Below are 16,855 nucleotides of genomic sequence, written 5' to 3' on the forward strand. Positions count from 1 at the left end.
TTTCGTAGGTTGTTGACCTGACTCCACCCTCCTGGCACGGTATTAAGCTGTCCAACAGAAGAAAGTGATCCGCCCGATCGCTGCACGTGCTGAATCCGGGGATGCCTGATCGTGGAACTTCGTCAGCTCGAGTACTTCGTCGCGGTGGCCGAGGAATGCCACTTCACCCGGGCCGCCCAGCGCATGCACGTGGCCCAGTCCGGCCTGTCGGCGTCCATCCGCTCGCTCGAACGTGAACTGGGAGCGGCCCTGTTCCTGCGCAGCACGCGGCAGGTGGAGCTGACGGAGGCCGGTCGGGCGCTGTTGGTGGAGGCCCGCCGCGCGCTGACCAATGTGGCCGCCGGCCGCGACGCCGTTGCCGCCGTGCAGGGTCTGCTGCGCGGCCGCCTGGCCGTCGGCACGCTCCAGTGTCTGTGCACAGTGGACCTGCCCGGGATTCTTTCCCGATTCAGCAAGGCTCACCCGGGCGTGGACATCCAGCTCCGCCACGACAGCTCCGGCGCCCTGGTCGAACAGGTCCGCGCCGGACGGCTGGACGTCGCCTTCGTGACCAGGCCGGCCCGCGTCCCCGACGAGGTCATGCTCACCCCGCTGGACACCATGCCGATGATGCTGGCCTGCGGTCCCGAGCACCCCTTCGCCGCCCGTGACCACGTCGACCTGCGGGAACTCGACGGCCTGCCGTTCGTGGACTACCACCCGGACTGGGGCACGCGGGAGACCGTGGACCGGCTGCTGGCCGCCAACTGCCTCGACCGGCACGTGGCGCTGGAGGTCAACGACGTGCACTCGCTGCTCGACCTCGTCGGCAACGGCCTCGGCGTGGCCATCCTGCCCGGCAACTTCGTGCACAAGGGCTCGCGGGCCCGGTTCGTGCCGCTGACCGGCCCGGCGCCTACGTGGGAGACCGCGATCGTCACGCCGGCGTCGCACAGTGCAGCAGCCAGCGTGCTCTTGGACATGGTTGCTCCGCAGGCCCGCCTACAGCCTGTGTGATTGGCCTCATGCTGTCACCATGTCCGCCGAACGAGTGGTGCACTGGATCGCTGCCGTGGCGGCGTCGGGGGGAGGAACCCATGGCACCTGGTTTTCACAGTGAAGGCGGACGGCCCGCCTGTCACCGGGTGTCGGCCGGCCGCAGGGAGAAAACGTGACGTTAGACGCCCGGCGCGCCCGGTCGTATGCTCGCCACCGGTCCTACTCGGGTGGGGAGACACCGAGGACGAGAGGTGGCCGCGTGGAGCGCCCGGAAATCGACCTGCGCAGCGCGAGCGTGGCCAGGATCTTCGACTACTACCTCGGTGGCGCGCACAACTTCGCCGTCGACCGCGTGCTGGCGGACGCCGCCGCGAAGCTGATGCCCGAGCTGCCGCGGATGATGCAGCTGCACCGGCGCTTCCTAGCGCGCGCGATGCGCTACCTGGTCGAGCAGGGTGTCACGCAGTTCCTCGACCTCGGCTCCGGCCTGCCCACCGCCGGCGGCTCGGCCGAGCTGGCCCGGCGGCTGGACCCGTCCAGTCGCGTGGTGCTGGTGGACAACGACCCCGCGGTGATCGCGCACGGCACGCACATGCTCGACTCGGCCAACACCGCCGTGGTGCTGGGCGACATCTGCGAGCCGGACCTGGTGCTCGGCCACCCCGAAACGCGTCGGCTGCTCGACTTCGACCAGCCGGTGGGCCTGCTTCTGGTGGGAGTGCTCGACTTCGTCGGCGACGTCGCCCTGCCCCAGGTGATCGCGCGCTACCGGGACGCCGCCGCGCCCGGCAGCCACATCGTGCTCACCAACTTCTCCGTCGAGGGTGGTCTCGAGGACTACCAGCGGACCGAGCAGCTCTACCGGGACAACACGACCATCGATTTCCACCCCAGGAGCGCGGCGGAGGTGACCGAGTTGTTAGCCGGCTTCGACCTGGCGGAACCTGGAGTCGTGGACATCTCGTTGTGGCGTCCGGAGGCGGTGGAGGACCTGGATGAGCATCCCGAGCGCAGCGCGGCCTACGTGGCGGTGGGGCGTAAGCCATGACGGGGTGGACCAGGCAGGACATTCCCCGGGCCCGGTCGGCCGTGACTGAGCCGGTCGCCGCGGGCATGGAGGCCTTCGCGCAGTCGTGGGCCTCGGCCATCATCGGCACCAGCTACGTGCCGATGACCAAGGCCGAGGTCGTCGAGCACCTGCGCGGGCTGACCGAGCTGCTGGTGGAGGCGCTGCTCGCGGACACCTTCCGCACGTCGGCGGCCCACGAGGTCGGCATCCGGCTGGTGGAGGCCCATTTCACCGGCACCGAGACGCTGGACCGCACCGTGCAGCTGATGGGCGACGAGCTGCTGTCCGAGCTGGGCCGCGACGGCGAGCCGCACCTGCGTTCCCGCATCGCGGCGCTGCAGGGCTCGCTGTCGGCCGGCTACGCGCAGAGCCTGCGGGAGCGGACGTTGGACGAGCAGGAGGCGATCCGGGAGGCCGTGCTGGACGCCCGCGACCACGCCGAGGCGGCGCTGCGGGCCAGCGAGGCCCGGTTCCGCGCGGTGTTCGCGGAGGCGGCCATCGGCATGGGCATCTCGGACACGGACGGCAACATTCTCGAGGTCAACCAGTCGTTGCAGGACATGCTCGGCTATCCGGCCTCGGAGCTGCGGCAGCGCAACCTGCGCTCGCTGATGCACCCGGCCGACGCGGAAAGCGTGTGGGGTTACTACGAGCAGCTGCTGCACGGGGAGCGCGACCACTTCCGGGTGGAGAAGCGCTTCAACCGCCGTGACGGCCAGGCCGTGTGGACGCACCTGACGATCTCGCTGGTCCGCGACGACGACGGGCAGCCGGCCTACCAGGTGGCCATGGTCGAGGACGTGACCGACCGGCACCTGCTGCAGAACCGGCTGCGCTACCAGGCGCTGCACGACCCGCTGACCACGCTGCCCAACCGCGCGCTGTTCCTGGAGCGGCTGAGCAAGGCCTTCGACGGGGCCGCCGGCACCCGCATCGGCCTGTGCTACCTGGACCTCGACGGCTTCAAGGTGATCAACGACAGCCTGGGCCACGACATCGGCGACCAGCTGCTGGTCGCGGTGGCCAACCGGCTGGACGAGTCGGTGGCCGGCGACGGCCGGCTGGTGGCCCGGATGGGCGGCGACGAGTTCGTCATCCTGATCGAGGGCTCCACCGGCACTCAGTCCATTGTGGATATCGCCGACCGGGTGCTGGACTCGCTGACCGCGCCGGTCCGCATCGACGGGCACGAGCTGTCGGTGTCGGCCTCGATCGGCCTGGTGGAGCGGGAGATCAACGGCACCACCTCGGCCGACCTGATGCGCGACTCGGATATCACGCTGTACTGGGCCAAGGCCGACGGCAAGAGCCGGTGGGCGCTCTACGACCCGGAGCGCAACGCCCGCGAGGTCGCGCGGTTCACGCTGTCGGCGACGATGCCGGCGGCGCTGGAGCGCGACGAGTTCTACGTCGACTACCAGCCGCTGGTTCGCCTGGAGGACAGCAAGGTCCTCGGCGTCGAGGCGCTGGTTCGCTGGCAGCACCCGGAGTTCGGGCGGCTGGCGCCGGACCGGTTCATCGAGCTGGCCGAGGAGACCGGGCTGATCGTGCCGCTGGGCCGGTGGGTGCTGCGCAGCGCCTGCCAGCAGGCCCGGCGCTGGATGGACGAGTTCGGCGACGCCACGCCGTTCGTCAGCGTGAACCTGGCCGTGCGGCAGTCGCGGGACCCGGCGCTGGTCAACGACGTGAAGTCCATCCTGGAGGAGTTCGCGCTCCCGCCGCACCTGTTGCAGCTGGAGCTGACCGAGAGCGCCATCATGGGCACCGCCGACGAGCCGCTGGAGGCGCTGCGGCAGCTGTCCGGCATGGGCGTGCGCATCGCCATCGACGACTTCGGCACCGGCTACTCGAACCTGGCCTACCTCAAGCACCTTCCCGTGCACGAGCTGAAGATCGCCGGCTCGTTCATGGAGGGCATGCGGGCCGCCGACGGGGCCGACCCGGTGGACTCGAAGATCGTCAGCACCCTGGTGTCGCTGGCCCACGCGCTCGGGCTGACGGTGACCGCCGAGGGCGTGGAGACGCCGTCCCAGGCCGAACGGCTGCGCAAGATCGGCTGCGACGCCGGCCAGGGCTGGCTGTTCGCCCGGCCCGGCCCGCCCCACCAGATCGAGGTGCTGTTCTAGCCCCGCCCTTTTGGCTCTACGTGAGTGGCTCACTTCGCTTCAGACGCGAAATGAGCCACTCACGTAGAGCCTTTTTCGGCTAGCGATCGAGCTCCACAACCACCTTGATGTCGTCGTGGAGCTCCAGCGCCCGGGGCCAGTCGGACAGCGGCACGCGTCGGGTGATCAGGCGCCGCAGCCAGTCCTGGTCGGCCTTGGCCAGGGCCTGCGCGGCGGTGCGGAAGTGCGCCGGGGCCGAGTTCACGCTGCCGACCACGGCGGCGTTGCCGAACACCAGGGTGTCGTTCAACCTGGCCGGGGCCAACGGGATCGCTGCGTCCGAAGTGGACAGACCGAGCAGTACGGCCACCGCGTTGCGGCCCAGCTTGAGCACCGAGTCGAACATCAGCGGGCCGGCGCCGGTGCACTCGATCACCACATCCACGGTGGGAACAGTGTCCAGGCTCAGGTGGTAGGTCGCCCCCAGCGCCCGCACCAGCTCCGGTTTCACGCCGTGGTCGATGCGGTCCAACACGTGCACCTCAAGCCCCCGCTGCACGCCCAGCATCGCCGCCAGCAGACCGATCGGGCCCGCTCCGGTGATGAGAACCCGTTGCGGCGCATGGAAGGTGCGGCCGCCGATGATGTCGACCTGATCCCATGCCTTGGCCACGATCGACGTGGGCTCGGCCAGCACACCGCAGTCGCCGACCTCCGGCGCCAGCTTCGCCGCGTACTCGACGGGGACGGCCCAGCGCTCCGAGCCGAAGCCGTCCAGCGCGCTGACGCCACGCTCGGTGTAGTTGCCGTTGAGGCAGAAGTCCGACCGTCCGGCGGCACAAGGCGCGCACGGCAAGGGATCCGGCCGCCGCACCACGCCCGCCACCAGGTCACCCGGGGCGAATCCGCTGCCGGCCGGGGCTTCGAGCACCCGACCCAGCGACTCGTGGAACAACACCATCCGGTCCTGGCCCGGCGGCAGGGCGTCGATCCGGCCGTTGATGATCTCCAGATCGGTGTGGCACAACCCGACCAGCAGGCCCTCGACCAGCAACTCTCCCGAGGCGGCAACGGGTTCCGGCCACTCGGAGACGCGCAGGTCGTCCGGCCGGCCCGGGGTGACGGTCGCGGCCCTCATCGCCGGTTCGCCTCGTGCCGGCAGGCGGTGTCGCCGAACAGGACGGCCGCGCTGTTGACCAGCGCCAGATGGCTGAACGCCTGCGGGAAGTTCCCGGTGAACCGCCCGGCCCCGCCGTCGTACTCCTCGGCCAGCAAGCCGATGTCGTTGGCCAACGCGGCCAGCCGCTCGAACATGGCCTCAGCCTCCTGGCGGCGGCCCGACAGCGCAAGGGCGTCGGCGAACCAGAACGAGCAGGCCAGGAACGAGCCCTCGTGGCCGCTCAGGCCGTCCACACTGGACTCGCCGGCCGAGGTGGTGTACCGGTCGACCAGATCGCCGTGCTTCAGCGTCCGCTCGACGGCGGCGATCGTCGACACCACACGGGGATCGTCGCCGGGCAGGAAACCCACGGCCGGGATGAGCAGCGTCGCCGCATCCAGGTCGGTGCCGCCGTAGTACTGGGTGAACGCCCCGAGATCGGCGTTCCAGCCCTTGGCCAGCACCTCCGCGTGCACGGCGTCCCGCAGCTCACGCCAGCGCTCCACCGGCCCCGGCAGCCCGTCCTGCTCCACCGCCCGCACGGCCCGGTCGAACGCCACCCAGATCATCACCCGGGAGTGCGTGAAGAACCGGTCCGGGCCGCGGACCTCCCACAGGCCCTTGTCCGGCTGCTCCCAGATCTCCTCCAGGTGCCGCAGCAGACCCCGTTGCAGCGCCCAGGATTCCGCGCTCTCCTCGACGCCACGCTCGCGGGCCAGGTGCAGGGCGTCCATCACCTCGCCGTACACGTCCAGCTGCAACTGCCGGAACGCGGCGTTGCCCACCCGCACCGGGGTGGCGCCGTGATAGCCGGGCAGCCAGTCGACCTCCCACTCCAGCAGGTGCCGCTCGCCGTCGATGGCGTACATGATCTGGAGATCGGCCGGATCGCCCGCGACCGCGCGCAGCAGCCACGACCGCCAGGCCAGGGCCTCCCTGGTGCAGCCGAAGCTGTCGAAGGCCAGCAGGGTCAGGGTGGCGTCGCGCAGCCAGCAGTAGCGGTAGTCCCAGTTCCGTTCCCCGCCAAGGGCTTCCGGCAGCGAGGTGGTCGGCGCGGCGATGATGCCGCCGGTCGGCGCGTAGGTCAGGGCCTTGAGCGTGGCCAGCGAACGCCGCACCGCTTCCTGATGTGGGCCCTGGTAGGTGATGCGGGCCTGCCAGTCGTGCCAGAACCGCTCGGTGCGGGCGATCTCCTGGTACGGATCCACTGCGGCCGCCGGTGAATCCGGGGTGGTGGTGAACTCCATCGTCCAGGCCAGCCGCTGGCCCTCGGCGACGGTGAACACCGCCTCGTGCGCCCGCTGGCCGTGCACCCGGTACGGCAGCCGATCTCCGCGCAGCACCACGGCATGCGGTCCGGCGACGGCCAGGATGTGCTCGTCGTTGTCGGCCTTGACCCGCCGCACCCAGGGCGTGGAGTCGCCGTAGGCGAACCGCAGCACCCAGCGCAGCCGCATTTCCACGTTGCCGGACACGCCCTCCACGACCCGCACCAGTCGCGGCTCGTCGGCGCTGCCGTCGGCATGCGGCGGCATCGCGTCCACGACCCGCACCACACCGTCGACGGTCTCGAACTCCGTCTCCAGCACCAGGGTGGTGTCCCGGTAACGCCGTTTCACCGACGTCACGGCCGCGGTCGGCGCCAGCAGCCAGCGGCCGGCGTTGTCGTCGCCGAGCAGCCGCGCGAAGCACGACGGGGAGTCGAAGCGGGGCAGGCACAGCCAGTCCACCGAGCCGTCCAGGCCGACCAGCGCCGCCGTGCGCAGATCCGACAGCAGGGCGTAGTCCTCGATGCGGCCGGGGCCGGCGTCGTGATGATCAGGCACCGGCCGACATTAGCCCTGATCAACCACCTTCGGGGGACACGCCCGCCGCCGCCAGCAACGCCTCGGCCGGAATCAGCGCGCCCGGCTTGTGGCCGGGATTGAGCAGCAGCGGGCAGCCGGCCAGCTTGGCCACCAGGTCGCGGCCGGCGACGGCCCGCGCGTGCGGCCACACGTCCGGCACGAACCGCTTGGAGGTGCAGGCGGCGACCAGGATCTGGCCGGTGTTCTGGTCCTGGAAGCCGGCCAGCTCGCGGTCCTCGGGGCCGCGGGCGTACACCAGCAGCGTCGCGTTGAGCACGCCGTCGAGCACGGACTCCTCCGGCTCGTAGCCGGTGCGCGCCTGCTGCATGGCCCGCTCCAGCTGGGTCTCGGGCGCCGGCATGCCGGCCGAGACCGGCGAGGGCCGCCAGTTCGGGTTGGGCTCGAAGCGCTCGTCGATCCGGCCGTCCTCGTCGACCCGGAACGAGCCGATGAAGCCCCACGGCGGCACCTCGTCGTCCGGGCGGAACGCCGGATCCAGGATGTGCAGCCAGGTGTTCGGGTTGGCCTTCGCGTTGTCGCGCATGTCCTGCGTGATGGTCAGCAGGTGGGTGTTCGGTGCAGCCACGGGTTCGCCCCTCGAAAGTGTCCTGCGGGCACTTCACCCTCTCATAACACCGAGGGGGTCACGAACCACTCTTTGTAACTAACATGGGTGACCTTTCCCCGTGTCACTCGACGCGGGGAAAGGCCGCCCACGGGTGCTACCTCGGGGCCGCGGCGACCGTCCTGGCCGCTACGTTGACCCCCGCCACCTGCACGTTCGCCTGGGCGCCGCCCAGCTCGGCGGTGCGGTAGTCGGCCTGGAGGGTCACGGACTCCCCGGGCCAGATCGTGACATAGTCGTCACTCCACGTGATAGGGGCGACCTCGCCGCCGGTCGCCCCCTTGCGGATGGTCGCCCGCAGGAAGAACGCCACCTTGCTGCCGCTGTTGGTCAGCTTCACCGACGTCGTCGAGCGGTCGCCGCTGGTCGTCGTGGAGGCGGCGACGTCGACCTTGCCCGTGCCCAGGTTCTGCAGGCCGGACAGGTCCGCGTAGGCGCTCTGCGGCGTGTCGTACCAGGTGGAGCTGTCGTACTTCAGCGTGTCCGGCTTGGTGGACAGCCAGTACACGTTGCGGTCGACCACGGCGCCGCTGGAGTCCTTCAGCAGCAGCCGCACGAAGTACGTGGCCGACAGCCCACCGGGGTTGGCCACCTTGTCCAGCGTGGTGGACGCGTTGCCCTTGGCGGTGACGCCGGACTGCGTGGTGTCGGACTTGACCGTGCCATCCGTGTTGAAGACCGTGGTCTGCACGGACAGGCCGGACCTGGCGTCGAGCCCGGTGTTCACCAGCGCCACCGAGCGGTCGTCGTAGGAGTACTGGACGTGCAGCGGCCGCAGGCCGGCCTTGGCCCCGAAGTACGAGCCCGACGGCTGCATCGAGTAGTCGTACAGGTGCCAGTACAACGTCGGCCACGGGTTGTTGAGCATCCAGTAGATGACACCGGTGGCGGGCTTGCTGGCCTTGGACTGGTTGCGCCCGAACGCCTCGAACTGGGCCCGGTTGACCTCGTAGTTGGTCATCTGGGCCTTGGACACGAAGTCGTCCAGGCTCTTCGGCGTGCCGTAGCGCTTGCCGAGCGCGGTCAGGAACGACCCCAGCTTGGAGAACTCGCCGCTGGGCGAGAGGTGGTACTGCGCCTTGGAACCGTTCTGCCACAGGTCGGACAGCTCGGCCGGGGACAGGTACTGCTTGAGCGCGTCGGCGTCCGGGATGGTCGGGCCGGGGCCCACCTCGGAGGCGAAGCCGAACGCGCCGCCGAGCTGGTTGCCGTACCAGTAGTTCGGCGGGATGAACCAGTACGGGCCGTCCATCTTGTTGCCGGACGGTCCGGTCTGCGGGCTGGTGGCCTTGGCCGCCGAGGAGATGATCGGGGCCTGCCAGTCGGAGACCTTCAGCCCGTCCAGGTAGTCCTTCTCCACCGCGGCCGGCGGCGCGGTGTCGCTGCCGATGTAGAAGCCCAGGATGCTGGGGTGGTTGCGCAGCCGCAGGCCCTCGGTGACCGCCGAGTCCTTGGCCACGGTGTGGTCGGCGGCCTTCCAGCTGCCGTAGCTCTGCCAGTACGAGCAGCACTCCCAGCCGGGCATGACCATGATGCCCAGCTTGTCGGCGATCTCGTACAGCTCGTCGTTCTCTTCCTTGCCCTCCAGGCGAATGGTGTTCAGTCCGAGGTCGCGGACGTAGTCCATCTGGTCGCCCAGCTTCTGCGCGTCGTAGCGCAGGAACAGGTCGGAGGCCCAGCCGCCGCCGCGCACCAGGAACGGCTTGCCGTTCACGGTGAACGACATGGCGCCGTCCTTCATCGCCGACTTCACGTCGCGCACGCCGAAGTCGGTGGCGGCGCTGTCGGAGACCTTGCCGTCCACGGAAGCGTTGAGCGCCAGGTGGTACAGCGGCTGGTCGCCCATCTCGTACGGCCACCAGACCTTGGGATTGGTCAGGTGCTGGGCGATGCTCACCGTCTTGGTCTGGTTGGCGGCCAGCGAGACCTGCTGCGTGAACGCCGTCTTGTCGACCGTACCGGCGACCGTGGTGGTGACGGCGGCGCCTGTGTTGTTGGTGACCTCGGCCTTGATCGTCAGATCGGCGCTCTTGAGATCACCCGCCACCGACGTGACGACGCGCGTGTTGCGAACCGTCACCGAGCCGGACTCGGCCAGCTGCACATCCCGCCAGATGCCCATGTTGTTGTCCGGCGGCAGCTGCGTCCAGTCCACCCAGGAGATCGACAGCTGCTTCTTCGGGTCGGCCGGCGAGGCCTTGACGGCCAGCGCGTTGGTGCCGGTCTTGAGCGCGCCGGTGACGTCGAACTCGTGCGCCGGGTAGGCCCCGTTGTCGGTGGTGCCGATCTTGGCGCCGTTGAGCCAGATCTCCGAGCCGCCGATGATTCCGTTGGTCAGCCGCAGGAACGTGTGCGAGCCGGCGGCCGGGGTGGCGCTGAACGTCTCCCGATACCACCACGGCACCGAGAAGTCGGACTTGCCGACGTTCTTGAGGTTGGTCGAGTAGTTGAGGTCGCCGTACTTTCCGGCGGCGACCAGACCGCCCATCACGGTGGAGCGGGCCGGCACCGATGTCCATGAGCCGTCGTCATATGTCGGCGAGGACAGGGTCGCGCCGCCCTGCGTGGCGGTCTTGCTGGTCTGGAGCTTCCACCCCGGCACCGTGACGACCTGCCCCGGGGCGGACGGGGCCGCGACTCTGGGCTGCACGCTGGCGTCGGACACGCCGGCCGGCACGACCAGGGCCAGGCCGAGCGCGGTGACCAGCCAGGGAACCTGGCTTCTGCGGAGCATGGACCGCCTCCTCACAGGAGTTCTGGCGGCGGCGGAATAGTAAAGAAGGTTTCCTTATGGAACGTTTACTCGCAATGCTCCAAACGGTCGTAACGCTACGGTGCTGCTGTGCCGTCGCTCGTGGACCCGCGTGACCTGATGGCCGCCGTGCAGGCGGTGCTGCCCTGGCTCGACGGCGTCGAAGACGCCCCTGAGCGGCCGAAACTGGCCGCCGCCGTGAAACTGAGCCTTCGTACGCTGGCCCAGGACGCGCCCGGCAGGAGTGTCGAGGTGCGGGTTCCGCCCTACGCCGCGGTGCAGTGCATCTCGGGCGTTCGTCACACACGCGGCACTCCGCCCAATGTGATCGAGACGGACGCCCGCACCTGGCTCGAACTGGCCACCGGCCGCCTGACCTGGGCCGATGCCGTCGCCGACGATCGGGTCACCGCGTCCGGCAGCCGCGCCGACCTGTCCGCCCAGCTGCCGCTGGTGCGTCCGGTGTCGTGACTGCCCCTTTACCATCGGCTGGGCGGCAAGTAACATTCTCGCGTGTCCGTTTTCGCACGTACGAACGATCTCGGACGAATTGTCCGGGTCGAGGACCGGTGACGAGGATGCGCAGACTCGCGCTCATCGGCACCGGCGTACTGGCGTGCCTCGGACTCGTGGCCGTCGCCACCGCCTTCGTCTGGGGTGTCACCCCGCGCGAGTGGGACGGCAACCTCGACTTCACCGTGGCCCAGTTCTGCCAGTCCGACGGCGGCGAGCCCACCTGCGCGCTGCTGGAGCAGGAGCCGGCCGGGCCCGGCCAGTCGCCGCTGGCCACCGTGGACAAGATCAGTATCGACGCCTGGAACCTGCCGGTCGGCACCCATGTGGGTGATCTCGTGCTGTGCCACGTGCACCAGCAGGACGCGGTCATCGACAGCACCGACACCGTCACCCGCGTCGACAGCTGCCACACCTGAAGGTGGGATGAATACCCCGTCGGTGGCATGGTGCGAGGTCGCGCCGGTGCCTGGACCGCAGGCTCGTGTCGATCGAGTCTTTCCATCGATCGACACGAGACAAGGGAAGGCACCGGCTTAAGAGCGACTCGCCCGCCGAGGCACTCGGCGCACAAGCACTGTGCTGTGTGACACGGTCGTCGGTCACGGACACCCTGTGTTGACCTGTTCGACACTTACACTGTGGTCGGCCCGACGCCGTCACTAGGGAGTTCTCGGTGCCCACCGACCGGTCTGTGCCCGACTCAGTGTCCGCCTCCATCTCCGACGAACCCGAGCGCGAACCGCGTGAGGAATGCGGCGTCTTCGGGGTCTGGGCCCCAGGCGAAGACGTGGCCAAGCTCACCTACTACGGGCTCTACGCCCTCCAGCACCGCGGGCAGGAGGCGGCCGGCATCTCGGTCGCCGACGGCAAGCAGATCGTGGTGTTCAAGGATCTCGGCCTGGTCAGCCAGGTGTTCGACGAGCAGACCCTGTCCTCGCTGCACGGCTACGTCGCCGTCGGCCACTGCCGCTACTCGACCACCGGCTCCACCACGTGGGAGAACGCGCAGCCGGTGTTCCGCACCACCGCCACCGGCAGCGGCATGTCGCTGGGCCACAACGGCAACCTGGTCAACACCGCCGAACTCCTGGCCCGCGCCAAGGACATGGGCGTGGACATGCGCGGCGGCGCCACCACCGACTCCGACCTGATGTCCGGCCTGCTGGCCGCGACCGCGGCCGACAAGGGCCTCGAACAGGCGGCGTTGGAGTTACTGCCCACCCTGCGTGGCGCCTTCTGCCTCGTCTGGTCGGACGAGAACACCCTGTACGCCGCCCGCGACCCGCAGGGTGTGCGTCCGCTGGTGCTGGGCCGGCTGGAGCGCGGCTGGGTCGTGGCCAGCGAGACCGCGGCCCTGGACATCGTCGGCGCGTCCTTCGTGCGCGAGGTCGAGCCCGGCGAGCTGCTGGCCATCGACGCCGACGGCCTGCGGTCGTCCCGGTTCGCCAACCCCGAGCCCAAGGGCTGCATCTTCGAGTACGTCTACCTGGCCCGGCCCGACACCACCATCAGCGGCCGCTCGGTGCACGCCACCCGCGTGGACATCGGCCGCCGGCTGGCCCAGGAGCATCCCGTCGAGGCCGACCTGGTCATCCCGGTGCCGGAGTCCGGCACCCCCGCCGCCATCGGCTACGCCCAGGCCTCCGGCATCCCGTACGGGTCCGGCCTGGTCAAGAACGCCTACGTCGGCCGGACGTTCATCCAGCCGTCGCAGACCATTCGCCAGCTGGGCATCCGACTCAAGCTCAACCCGCTGCGGGACGTCATCCGCGGCAAGCGCCTGGTCGTCGTTGACGACTCCATCGTGCGCGGCAACACGCAGCGGGCCCTGGTCCGCATGCTGCGCGAGGCCGGCGCGATAGAGGTGCACGTGCGGATCGCCTCGCCGCCCGTGCGCTGGCCCTGCTTCTACGGCATCGACTTCGCCTCGCGGGCCGAGCTGGTGGCCAACGGGCTGGACTTCGACGGCATCCGCCGCTCGATCGGCGCCGACTCCCTGGGCTACGTGTCGCTGGAGGCGCTCGTCGCCGCCAGCGAGCAGCCGAAGACCCGGCTGTGCAGCGCCTGCTTCGACGGGGACTACCCGATCCCGCTGCCCGAGGACGCCATGATCGGCAAGCATCTGCTTGAGGGCATCGAGGAGAAGGCCGTCTCGGGCTCCGCCGCACCCACTCTCGTCAACGGGTACGGTGCCGAGGACGCGCTGCGTCGCCCCTGAGTTTCTTCCTACGAGTAACGGAGCTTCTCGACCGTGAGCACGGACACCAACAGCCCGAAGGCCACCTACGCGGCGGCCGGCGTCAGCATCGCCGCGGGCGAGGAGGCGGTCGAGCAGTTCAAGCCGTGGGCCCGCAAGGCCAGCCGGCCCGAGGTGCTGGGCGGCATCGGCGGCTTCGCCGGCCTGTTCAAGCTCAGGCTGGACCGGTGGAAGGAGCCGGTGCTCGCCGCTTCCACCGACGGCGTCGGCACCAAGATCGCGATCGCGCAGGCCATGGACGTCCACGACACGATCGGCGTCGACCTCGTCGCCATGGTCGTGGACGACCTGGTCGTGTGCGGGGCCGAGCCCGTGCTGCTGCAGGACTACATCGCCATCGGCAAGGTGGTGCCGGAGAAGGTCGCCGCCATCGTCAAGGGCATCGCCGAGGGCTGCGTGCAGGCCGGCTGCGCGCTGCTCGGCGGCGAGACGGCCGAGCACCCCGGGCTGATGTCCGACGGCGCGTACGACGTGTCGGCCACCGGCATCGGCGTGGTGGAGGCCGACAAGATCCTCAGCCCCGAGAAGGTCCGGGACGGCGACGTCGTCATCGGCATGGGCTCCACCGGCCTGCACTCCAACGGCTACTCGCTGGCCCGGCACGTGCTGCTGGACATCGCCCGCATGCCGCTGGAGGGGCACGTCGAGGAGTTCGGCCGCACCCTCGGCGAGGAGCTGCTGGAGCCGACCAAGATCTACGCCAAGGACTGCCTGGCCCTGGCCGCCGAGGCCGATGCCCGCACGTTCGCGCACGTCACCGGCGGCGGCCTGGTGTCCAACCTGGCCCGGGTCATCCCCGACGGCCTCACCGCGACCCTGGACCGCGGCACCTGGACCCCGGCCCCGGTGTTCGCGCTGATCGCCCAGCGCGGGCGGGTCGAGCGGGACGAGATGGAGAAGGCCTTCAACATGGGCGTCGGCATGGTCGCCGTCGTGTCGGCCGAGGACGCCGACCGCGCCCTGGCCGTGCTGACCGCCCGCCACGTGCCGGCCTGGGTGCTGGGCGAGATCGGCCCGGCCGGCGAGCAGCGGGTCGTGCTGCGGGGCGACCACCCCCGCTTCTGACGCCGATTTTCGGTGGACGGCCCCCGGTAAATCTTGGGGCCATGGCCGACGAACTCCTGGTGACGCCGTCGCTGGTGATCGCCGGCACGGAACTGCGCGAACGGTTCTCCCGGTCCTCCGGACCGGGAGGACAGGGCGTCAACACCACCGACAGCCGGGTCGAGCTCTCCTTCGACGTCGCGGCGTCACCCTCGATCCCCGATCACCTGCGCCCGCGCATCCTCGCGCGGCTGTCCACCCGCCTGGTCGACGGCGTGCTGACCATCGCCGCCAGCGAGTACCGCTCGCAGCTGGCCAACCGCAACGCCGCCCGCGAGCGCCTGGTGGCAGTCCTGCGCACCGCCTCCGCCCCGCCCCCGGCCCGGCGTCGCCCCACCAAGCCATCCCGCGGCGCCAAGGAGCGCCGCCTGGAGGCCAAGCACCAGCGCAGCGAAGTAAAACGCAACCGCCGCAAAACCTCCGACGACTAACCGCGAGTCCCGCTCTCGGGCAACTAAATGTCGAGTTCCGGAACTCGACACATGGTTGCTGGAGAGCGGGACTTGCGGTTGTCAGCTGCGGGGTTTGACGGAGATGACCTCGATGTGGGCTTCGAGGGTGTCCAGGGCGCCGACGACGTAGCCGAACTGCAGGCCCTCGATGGCGATCTCGGCGACGATGACGTCCGACTCGGGGCCGATCAGGCCGCCGGCGGCGGTGACGAAGTCCCAGGCCGGGTCGGGCTCCAGCTCGAAGGCCCGCTGGATGACCACGCTGAGCTCGTCCAGCGAGGTGGTCGACGCGACCTCGATCTGCTGCTCCCCGTCCGGGAAGACGACCTTGAGCACGTGGGCGGTCTGCTCGACGTCCTCGGGCACCGGCAGCAGGTCGTCGAAGTCGGCCTCCAGGGCCTCCTCGATGTCCCGCAGCGCCACCAGCTCGTCGCTGTCGGCGCGGAACTCCACCAGCTCCGGGTCGTGGTAGGCCTCGGCGAAGCGGGCCAGGATCTCGGGCAGCCGCTCCTCCCACACCACCAGCTGCTCCGGCGTGCAGGTGAAGTGCACCCAGGCGGTGATCGCCTCCGGCAGCAGCGCCAGATCCTCGTCGGAGATCTCGATGTTGGCCGGGACGCTGACGCTGAGCAGGTAGTCCAGGGAGGCGGGCCCGATCTGGCGGACGCGGCGGCCGTTGGACGAGGCCGAGCTGGCGGCCAGCACCGCCCAGGAGCGGGCCAGCTCGACGTCGGGGAACGGCCGCGAGGCCAGGAACTCCTCGACCACCGGCTCGAAGTCCTCGATCTCCGGCAGGTCGTCGGACAGCCCGGCGATCCGGGCCTGGAGCAGGGCGAACTCCATGGCCGGGTTGGTGTCGTCGCCCATCTCCAGCATCTCGCCGTGCACCTCGGGCCCGTCCACCAGGAACAGCCCGAGCGGCCCGTCGATGCGCTCCAGGGCCTCCTCCGCCGTCAGCCGCACCGGCTTGGGCGAGGGATCGATGTTCACGCCCAGTTCCCGGGCCAGCGCCTGACCGTCGGTCTCGGCCCGCTCGACCACGGCGATCTGCGCGATGTGCAGCACCTGCGCGTGGTCGACCAGCACGCCCATCACGATGTCCGGGTAGGCCAGGGTGATCAGCTCGACGTCGCCGAACTGGTCGGCCACCGACCAGGCCTCGACCAGGTCGGGCTGCTTCTGCCGGTACCAGTCCGGCGCGGGCACGCCGGTCGAGGTCAGCTCGGTCGCCGCGTCGAGGAAAAAGCCCTGTTCCTCGTCGAAGCCGACCGACCCCAGCGCCAGCAGCGCGGCCAGCGTGGCCGGGCTGCCCTTCTCCACCAGCCCGTCGACCAGCTGCTCCACCGAGCGGTCCATGGTCTCGTCCGGGTCGCCGTCCCGCTGCCACGCCGCCCGCCAGAACCCGCCGATCAGCCCGGCCGCCCACAGCTGCGCCTCGTACAGCGACTTCATGCCGAGCAGGTCATTGGCGGCGACCACCGCCGCGTCGACGGGCGACTGCGGGCGCGGGCGCTGCCCCTTGCGCTTGGGCTTGCGGTTACGGCTGACCGGGCTCATGCGGCGAATCGTCGCATGAAGCCCGGTCAGCCTCGAAATCAACCGATCAGCGCGCCACCTCGGCGGCCAGCCTCTCCACCTGCGCCGGCGGACACATCAGCACCACGTTGAACGGCACACCCTCGCGCCCCACTGGCCGCGCCCAGTCACGAGCCGACACACGCAACACCCGGAACAGCACCTCACGCTCCGCCGGCTCGTCGGCCAACAGCGGTCCGCATCGCGCGAGCGCCCTCCAGTTCAAGCCGACGTGCTCCGGGAACCGCAGCCCCCCGGTCGAACTGCTCGAACTCCAGTCCGTGTCCAGCGGCCATCGTCCACAGGGGCGCGTCCATCAGCCGTGGGTGGGGAAGCCGAGGTCGATGCCGGACTGGCGGGGCCAGCGGGCGGTGACGGCCTTGGCCCGGGTGTAGAAGCGGACGCCCTCGGCGCCG

At 70.1% G+C, this 16,855-nt stretch carries 14 protein-coding genes; 8 read left to right on the plus strand and 6 right to left on the minus strand.

Features of this window, described 5'->3' with window-relative positions; genetic code table 11:
• Window positions 1–111 precede the first annotated feature (111 nt).
• The 3 genes from KUTG_RS27815 (at window position 112) to KUTG_RS27825 (ending at window position 4,173) form a co-directional block, all read left to right on the plus strand.
• On the plus strand, window positions 112–996 hold the full coding sequence (locus KUTG_RS27815) for a LysR family transcriptional regulator (protein ID WP_043720914.1): 885 nt from the start codon (window positions 112–114) through the stop codon (window positions 994–996).
• A gap of 241 nt (window positions 997–1,237) precedes the next feature.
• The gene (locus tag KUTG_RS27820; protein ID WP_043720915.1) at window positions 1,238–2,026 is read left to right on the plus strand and encodes an SAM-dependent methyltransferase; all 789 of its coding nucleotides are present in this window, start codon (window positions 1,238–1,240) and stop codon (window positions 2,024–2,026) included.
• Window positions 2,023–4,173, plus strand: coding sequence for a putative bifunctional diguanylate cyclase/phosphodiesterase (locus KUTG_RS27825; RefSeq protein WP_198047326.1), 2,151 nt, complete (start codon window positions 2,023–2,025; stop codon window positions 4,171–4,173). Before KUTG_RS27820 ends, KUTG_RS27825 begins: the two co-directional genes overlap by 4 nt.
• Window positions 4,174–4,252: 79 nt before the next feature.
• On the opposite strand, the gene KUTG_RS27830 is transcribed toward KUTG_RS27825, so the two are convergent.
• From KUTG_RS27830 to KUTG_RS27845, 4 genes are all read right to left on the minus strand, one after another.
• Window positions 4,253–5,290: a glucose 1-dehydrogenase gene (locus KUTG_RS27830; protein WP_043720917.1), complete on the minus strand. Its 1,038-nt coding sequence runs from the start codon at window positions 5,288–5,290 to the stop codon at window positions 4,253–4,255.
• Complete coding sequence (locus tag KUTG_RS27835) at window positions 5,287–7,137, minus strand: glycoside hydrolase family 15 protein (RefSeq protein WP_052395494.1); 1,851 nt, start codon at window positions 7,135–7,137, stop codon at window positions 5,287–5,289. Before KUTG_RS27835 ends, KUTG_RS27830 begins: the two co-directional genes overlap by 4 nt.
• A 19-nt stretch (window positions 7,138–7,156) precedes the next feature.
• The gene (locus KUTG_RS27840) at window positions 7,157–7,744 is read right to left on the minus strand and encodes a type VII secretion system-associated protein (RefSeq protein ID WP_052395495.1); all 588 of its coding nucleotides are present in this window, start codon (window positions 7,742–7,744) and stop codon (window positions 7,157–7,159) included.
• A gap of 136 nt (window positions 7,745–7,880) precedes the next feature.
• Window positions 7,881–10,517 (minus strand): glycoside hydrolase family 2 protein, encoded by a 2,637-nt coding sequence (locus KUTG_RS27845; protein ID WP_052395496.1) that lies wholly within the window; start codon window positions 10,515–10,517, stop codon window positions 7,881–7,883.
• Window positions 10,518–10,655: 138 nt separating this feature from the next.
• Here KUTG_RS27845 and KUTG_RS27850 point away from each other — a divergent pair, with 138 nt between their 5' ends.
• From KUTG_RS27850 to arfB, 5 genes are all read left to right on the plus strand, one after another.
• Window positions 10,656–11,006 carry a sterol carrier family protein gene (locus tag KUTG_RS27850; RefSeq protein ID WP_157495633.1) on the plus strand — a complete coding sequence of 117 codons (351 nt, stop codon included), beginning with the start codon at window positions 10,656–10,658 and terminating at the stop codon, window positions 11,004–11,006.
• A 107-nt stretch (window positions 11,007–11,113) separates the two neighbouring features.
• Window positions 11,114–11,467 (plus strand): hypothetical protein, encoded by a 354-nt coding sequence (locus KUTG_RS27855; RefSeq protein ID WP_043720920.1) that lies wholly within the window; start codon window positions 11,114–11,116, stop codon window positions 11,465–11,467.
• A 257-nt stretch (window positions 11,468–11,724) separates the two neighbouring features.
• A complete protein-coding gene (purF, locus tag KUTG_RS27860) occupies window positions 11,725–13,269 on the plus strand; it encodes an amidophosphoribosyltransferase (RefSeq protein ID WP_232240983.1) in 1,545 nt (514 codons plus the stop codon).
• 33 nt (window positions 13,270–13,302) lie between these two features.
• The gene (gene purM / locus KUTG_RS27865) at window positions 13,303–14,373 is read left to right on the plus strand and encodes a phosphoribosylformylglycinamidine cyclo-ligase (protein WP_043720922.1); all 1,071 of its coding nucleotides are present in this window, start codon (window positions 13,303–13,305) and stop codon (window positions 14,371–14,373) included.
• Between the two features lie 41 nt (window positions 14,374–14,414).
• The gene (arfB, locus tag KUTG_RS27870) at window positions 14,415–14,843 is read left to right on the plus strand and encodes an alternative ribosome rescue aminoacyl-tRNA hydrolase ArfB (RefSeq protein WP_052395497.1); all 429 of its coding nucleotides are present in this window, start codon (window positions 14,415–14,417) and stop codon (window positions 14,841–14,843) included.
• Window positions 14,844–14,924: 81 nt separating this feature from the next.
• Here the strand turns inward: arfB and KUTG_RS27875 are convergent, their stop codons facing one another.
• Together KUTG_RS27875 and KUTG_RS27880 are read right to left on the minus strand one after the other, a co-directional pair.
• Complete coding sequence (locus KUTG_RS27875; protein WP_043720923.1) at window positions 14,925–16,421, minus strand: hypothetical protein; 1,497 nt, start codon at window positions 16,419–16,421, stop codon at window positions 14,925–14,927.
• Between the two features lie 46 nt (window positions 16,422–16,467).
• Entirely contained in the window at window positions 16,468–16,629 is a 162-nt protein-coding gene (locus KUTG_RS27880; protein ID WP_198047328.1) for a hypothetical protein, read from the minus strand.
• Window positions 16,630–16,855: the final 226 nt, after the last annotated feature.

The organism is Kutzneria sp. 744 (assembly GCF_000568255.1).
In the GTDB taxonomy this organism is placed as follows: Bacteria; Actinomycetota; Actinomycetes; order Mycobacteriales; family Pseudonocardiaceae; genus Kutzneria.

Excerpts from the sequence above, each read along its gene's own strand:
- KUTG_RS27825 (WP_198047326.1), top strand. The coding sequence starts at position 2,023 with ATGACGGGGTGGACCAGGCAGGACATTCCCCGGGCCCGGTCGGCCGTG.
- KUTG_RS27830 (WP_043720917.1), bottom strand. The coding sequence starts at position 5,290 with ATGAGGGCCGCGACCGTCACCCCGGGCCGGCCGGACGACCTGCGCGTC.
- KUTG_RS27845 (WP_052395496.1), bottom strand. The coding sequence starts at position 10,517 with ATGCTCCGCAGAAGCCAGGTTCCCTGGCTGGTCACCGCGCTCGGCCTG.
- KUTG_RS27850 (WP_157495633.1), top strand. The coding sequence starts at position 10,656 with ATGGCCGCCGTGCAGGCGGTGCTGCCCTGGCTCGACGGCGTCGAAGAC.
- KUTG_RS27855 (WP_043720920.1), top strand. The coding sequence starts at position 11,114 with ATGCGCAGACTCGCGCTCATCGGCACCGGCGTACTGGCGTGCCTCGGA.
- arfB (WP_052395497.1), top strand. The coding sequence starts at position 14,415 with ATGGCCGACGAACTCCTGGTGACGCCGTCGCTGGTGATCGCCGGCACG.
- KUTG_RS27875 (WP_043720923.1), bottom strand. The coding sequence starts at position 16,421 with ATGAGCCCGGTCAGCCGTAACCGCAAGCCCAAGCGCAAGGGGCAGCGC.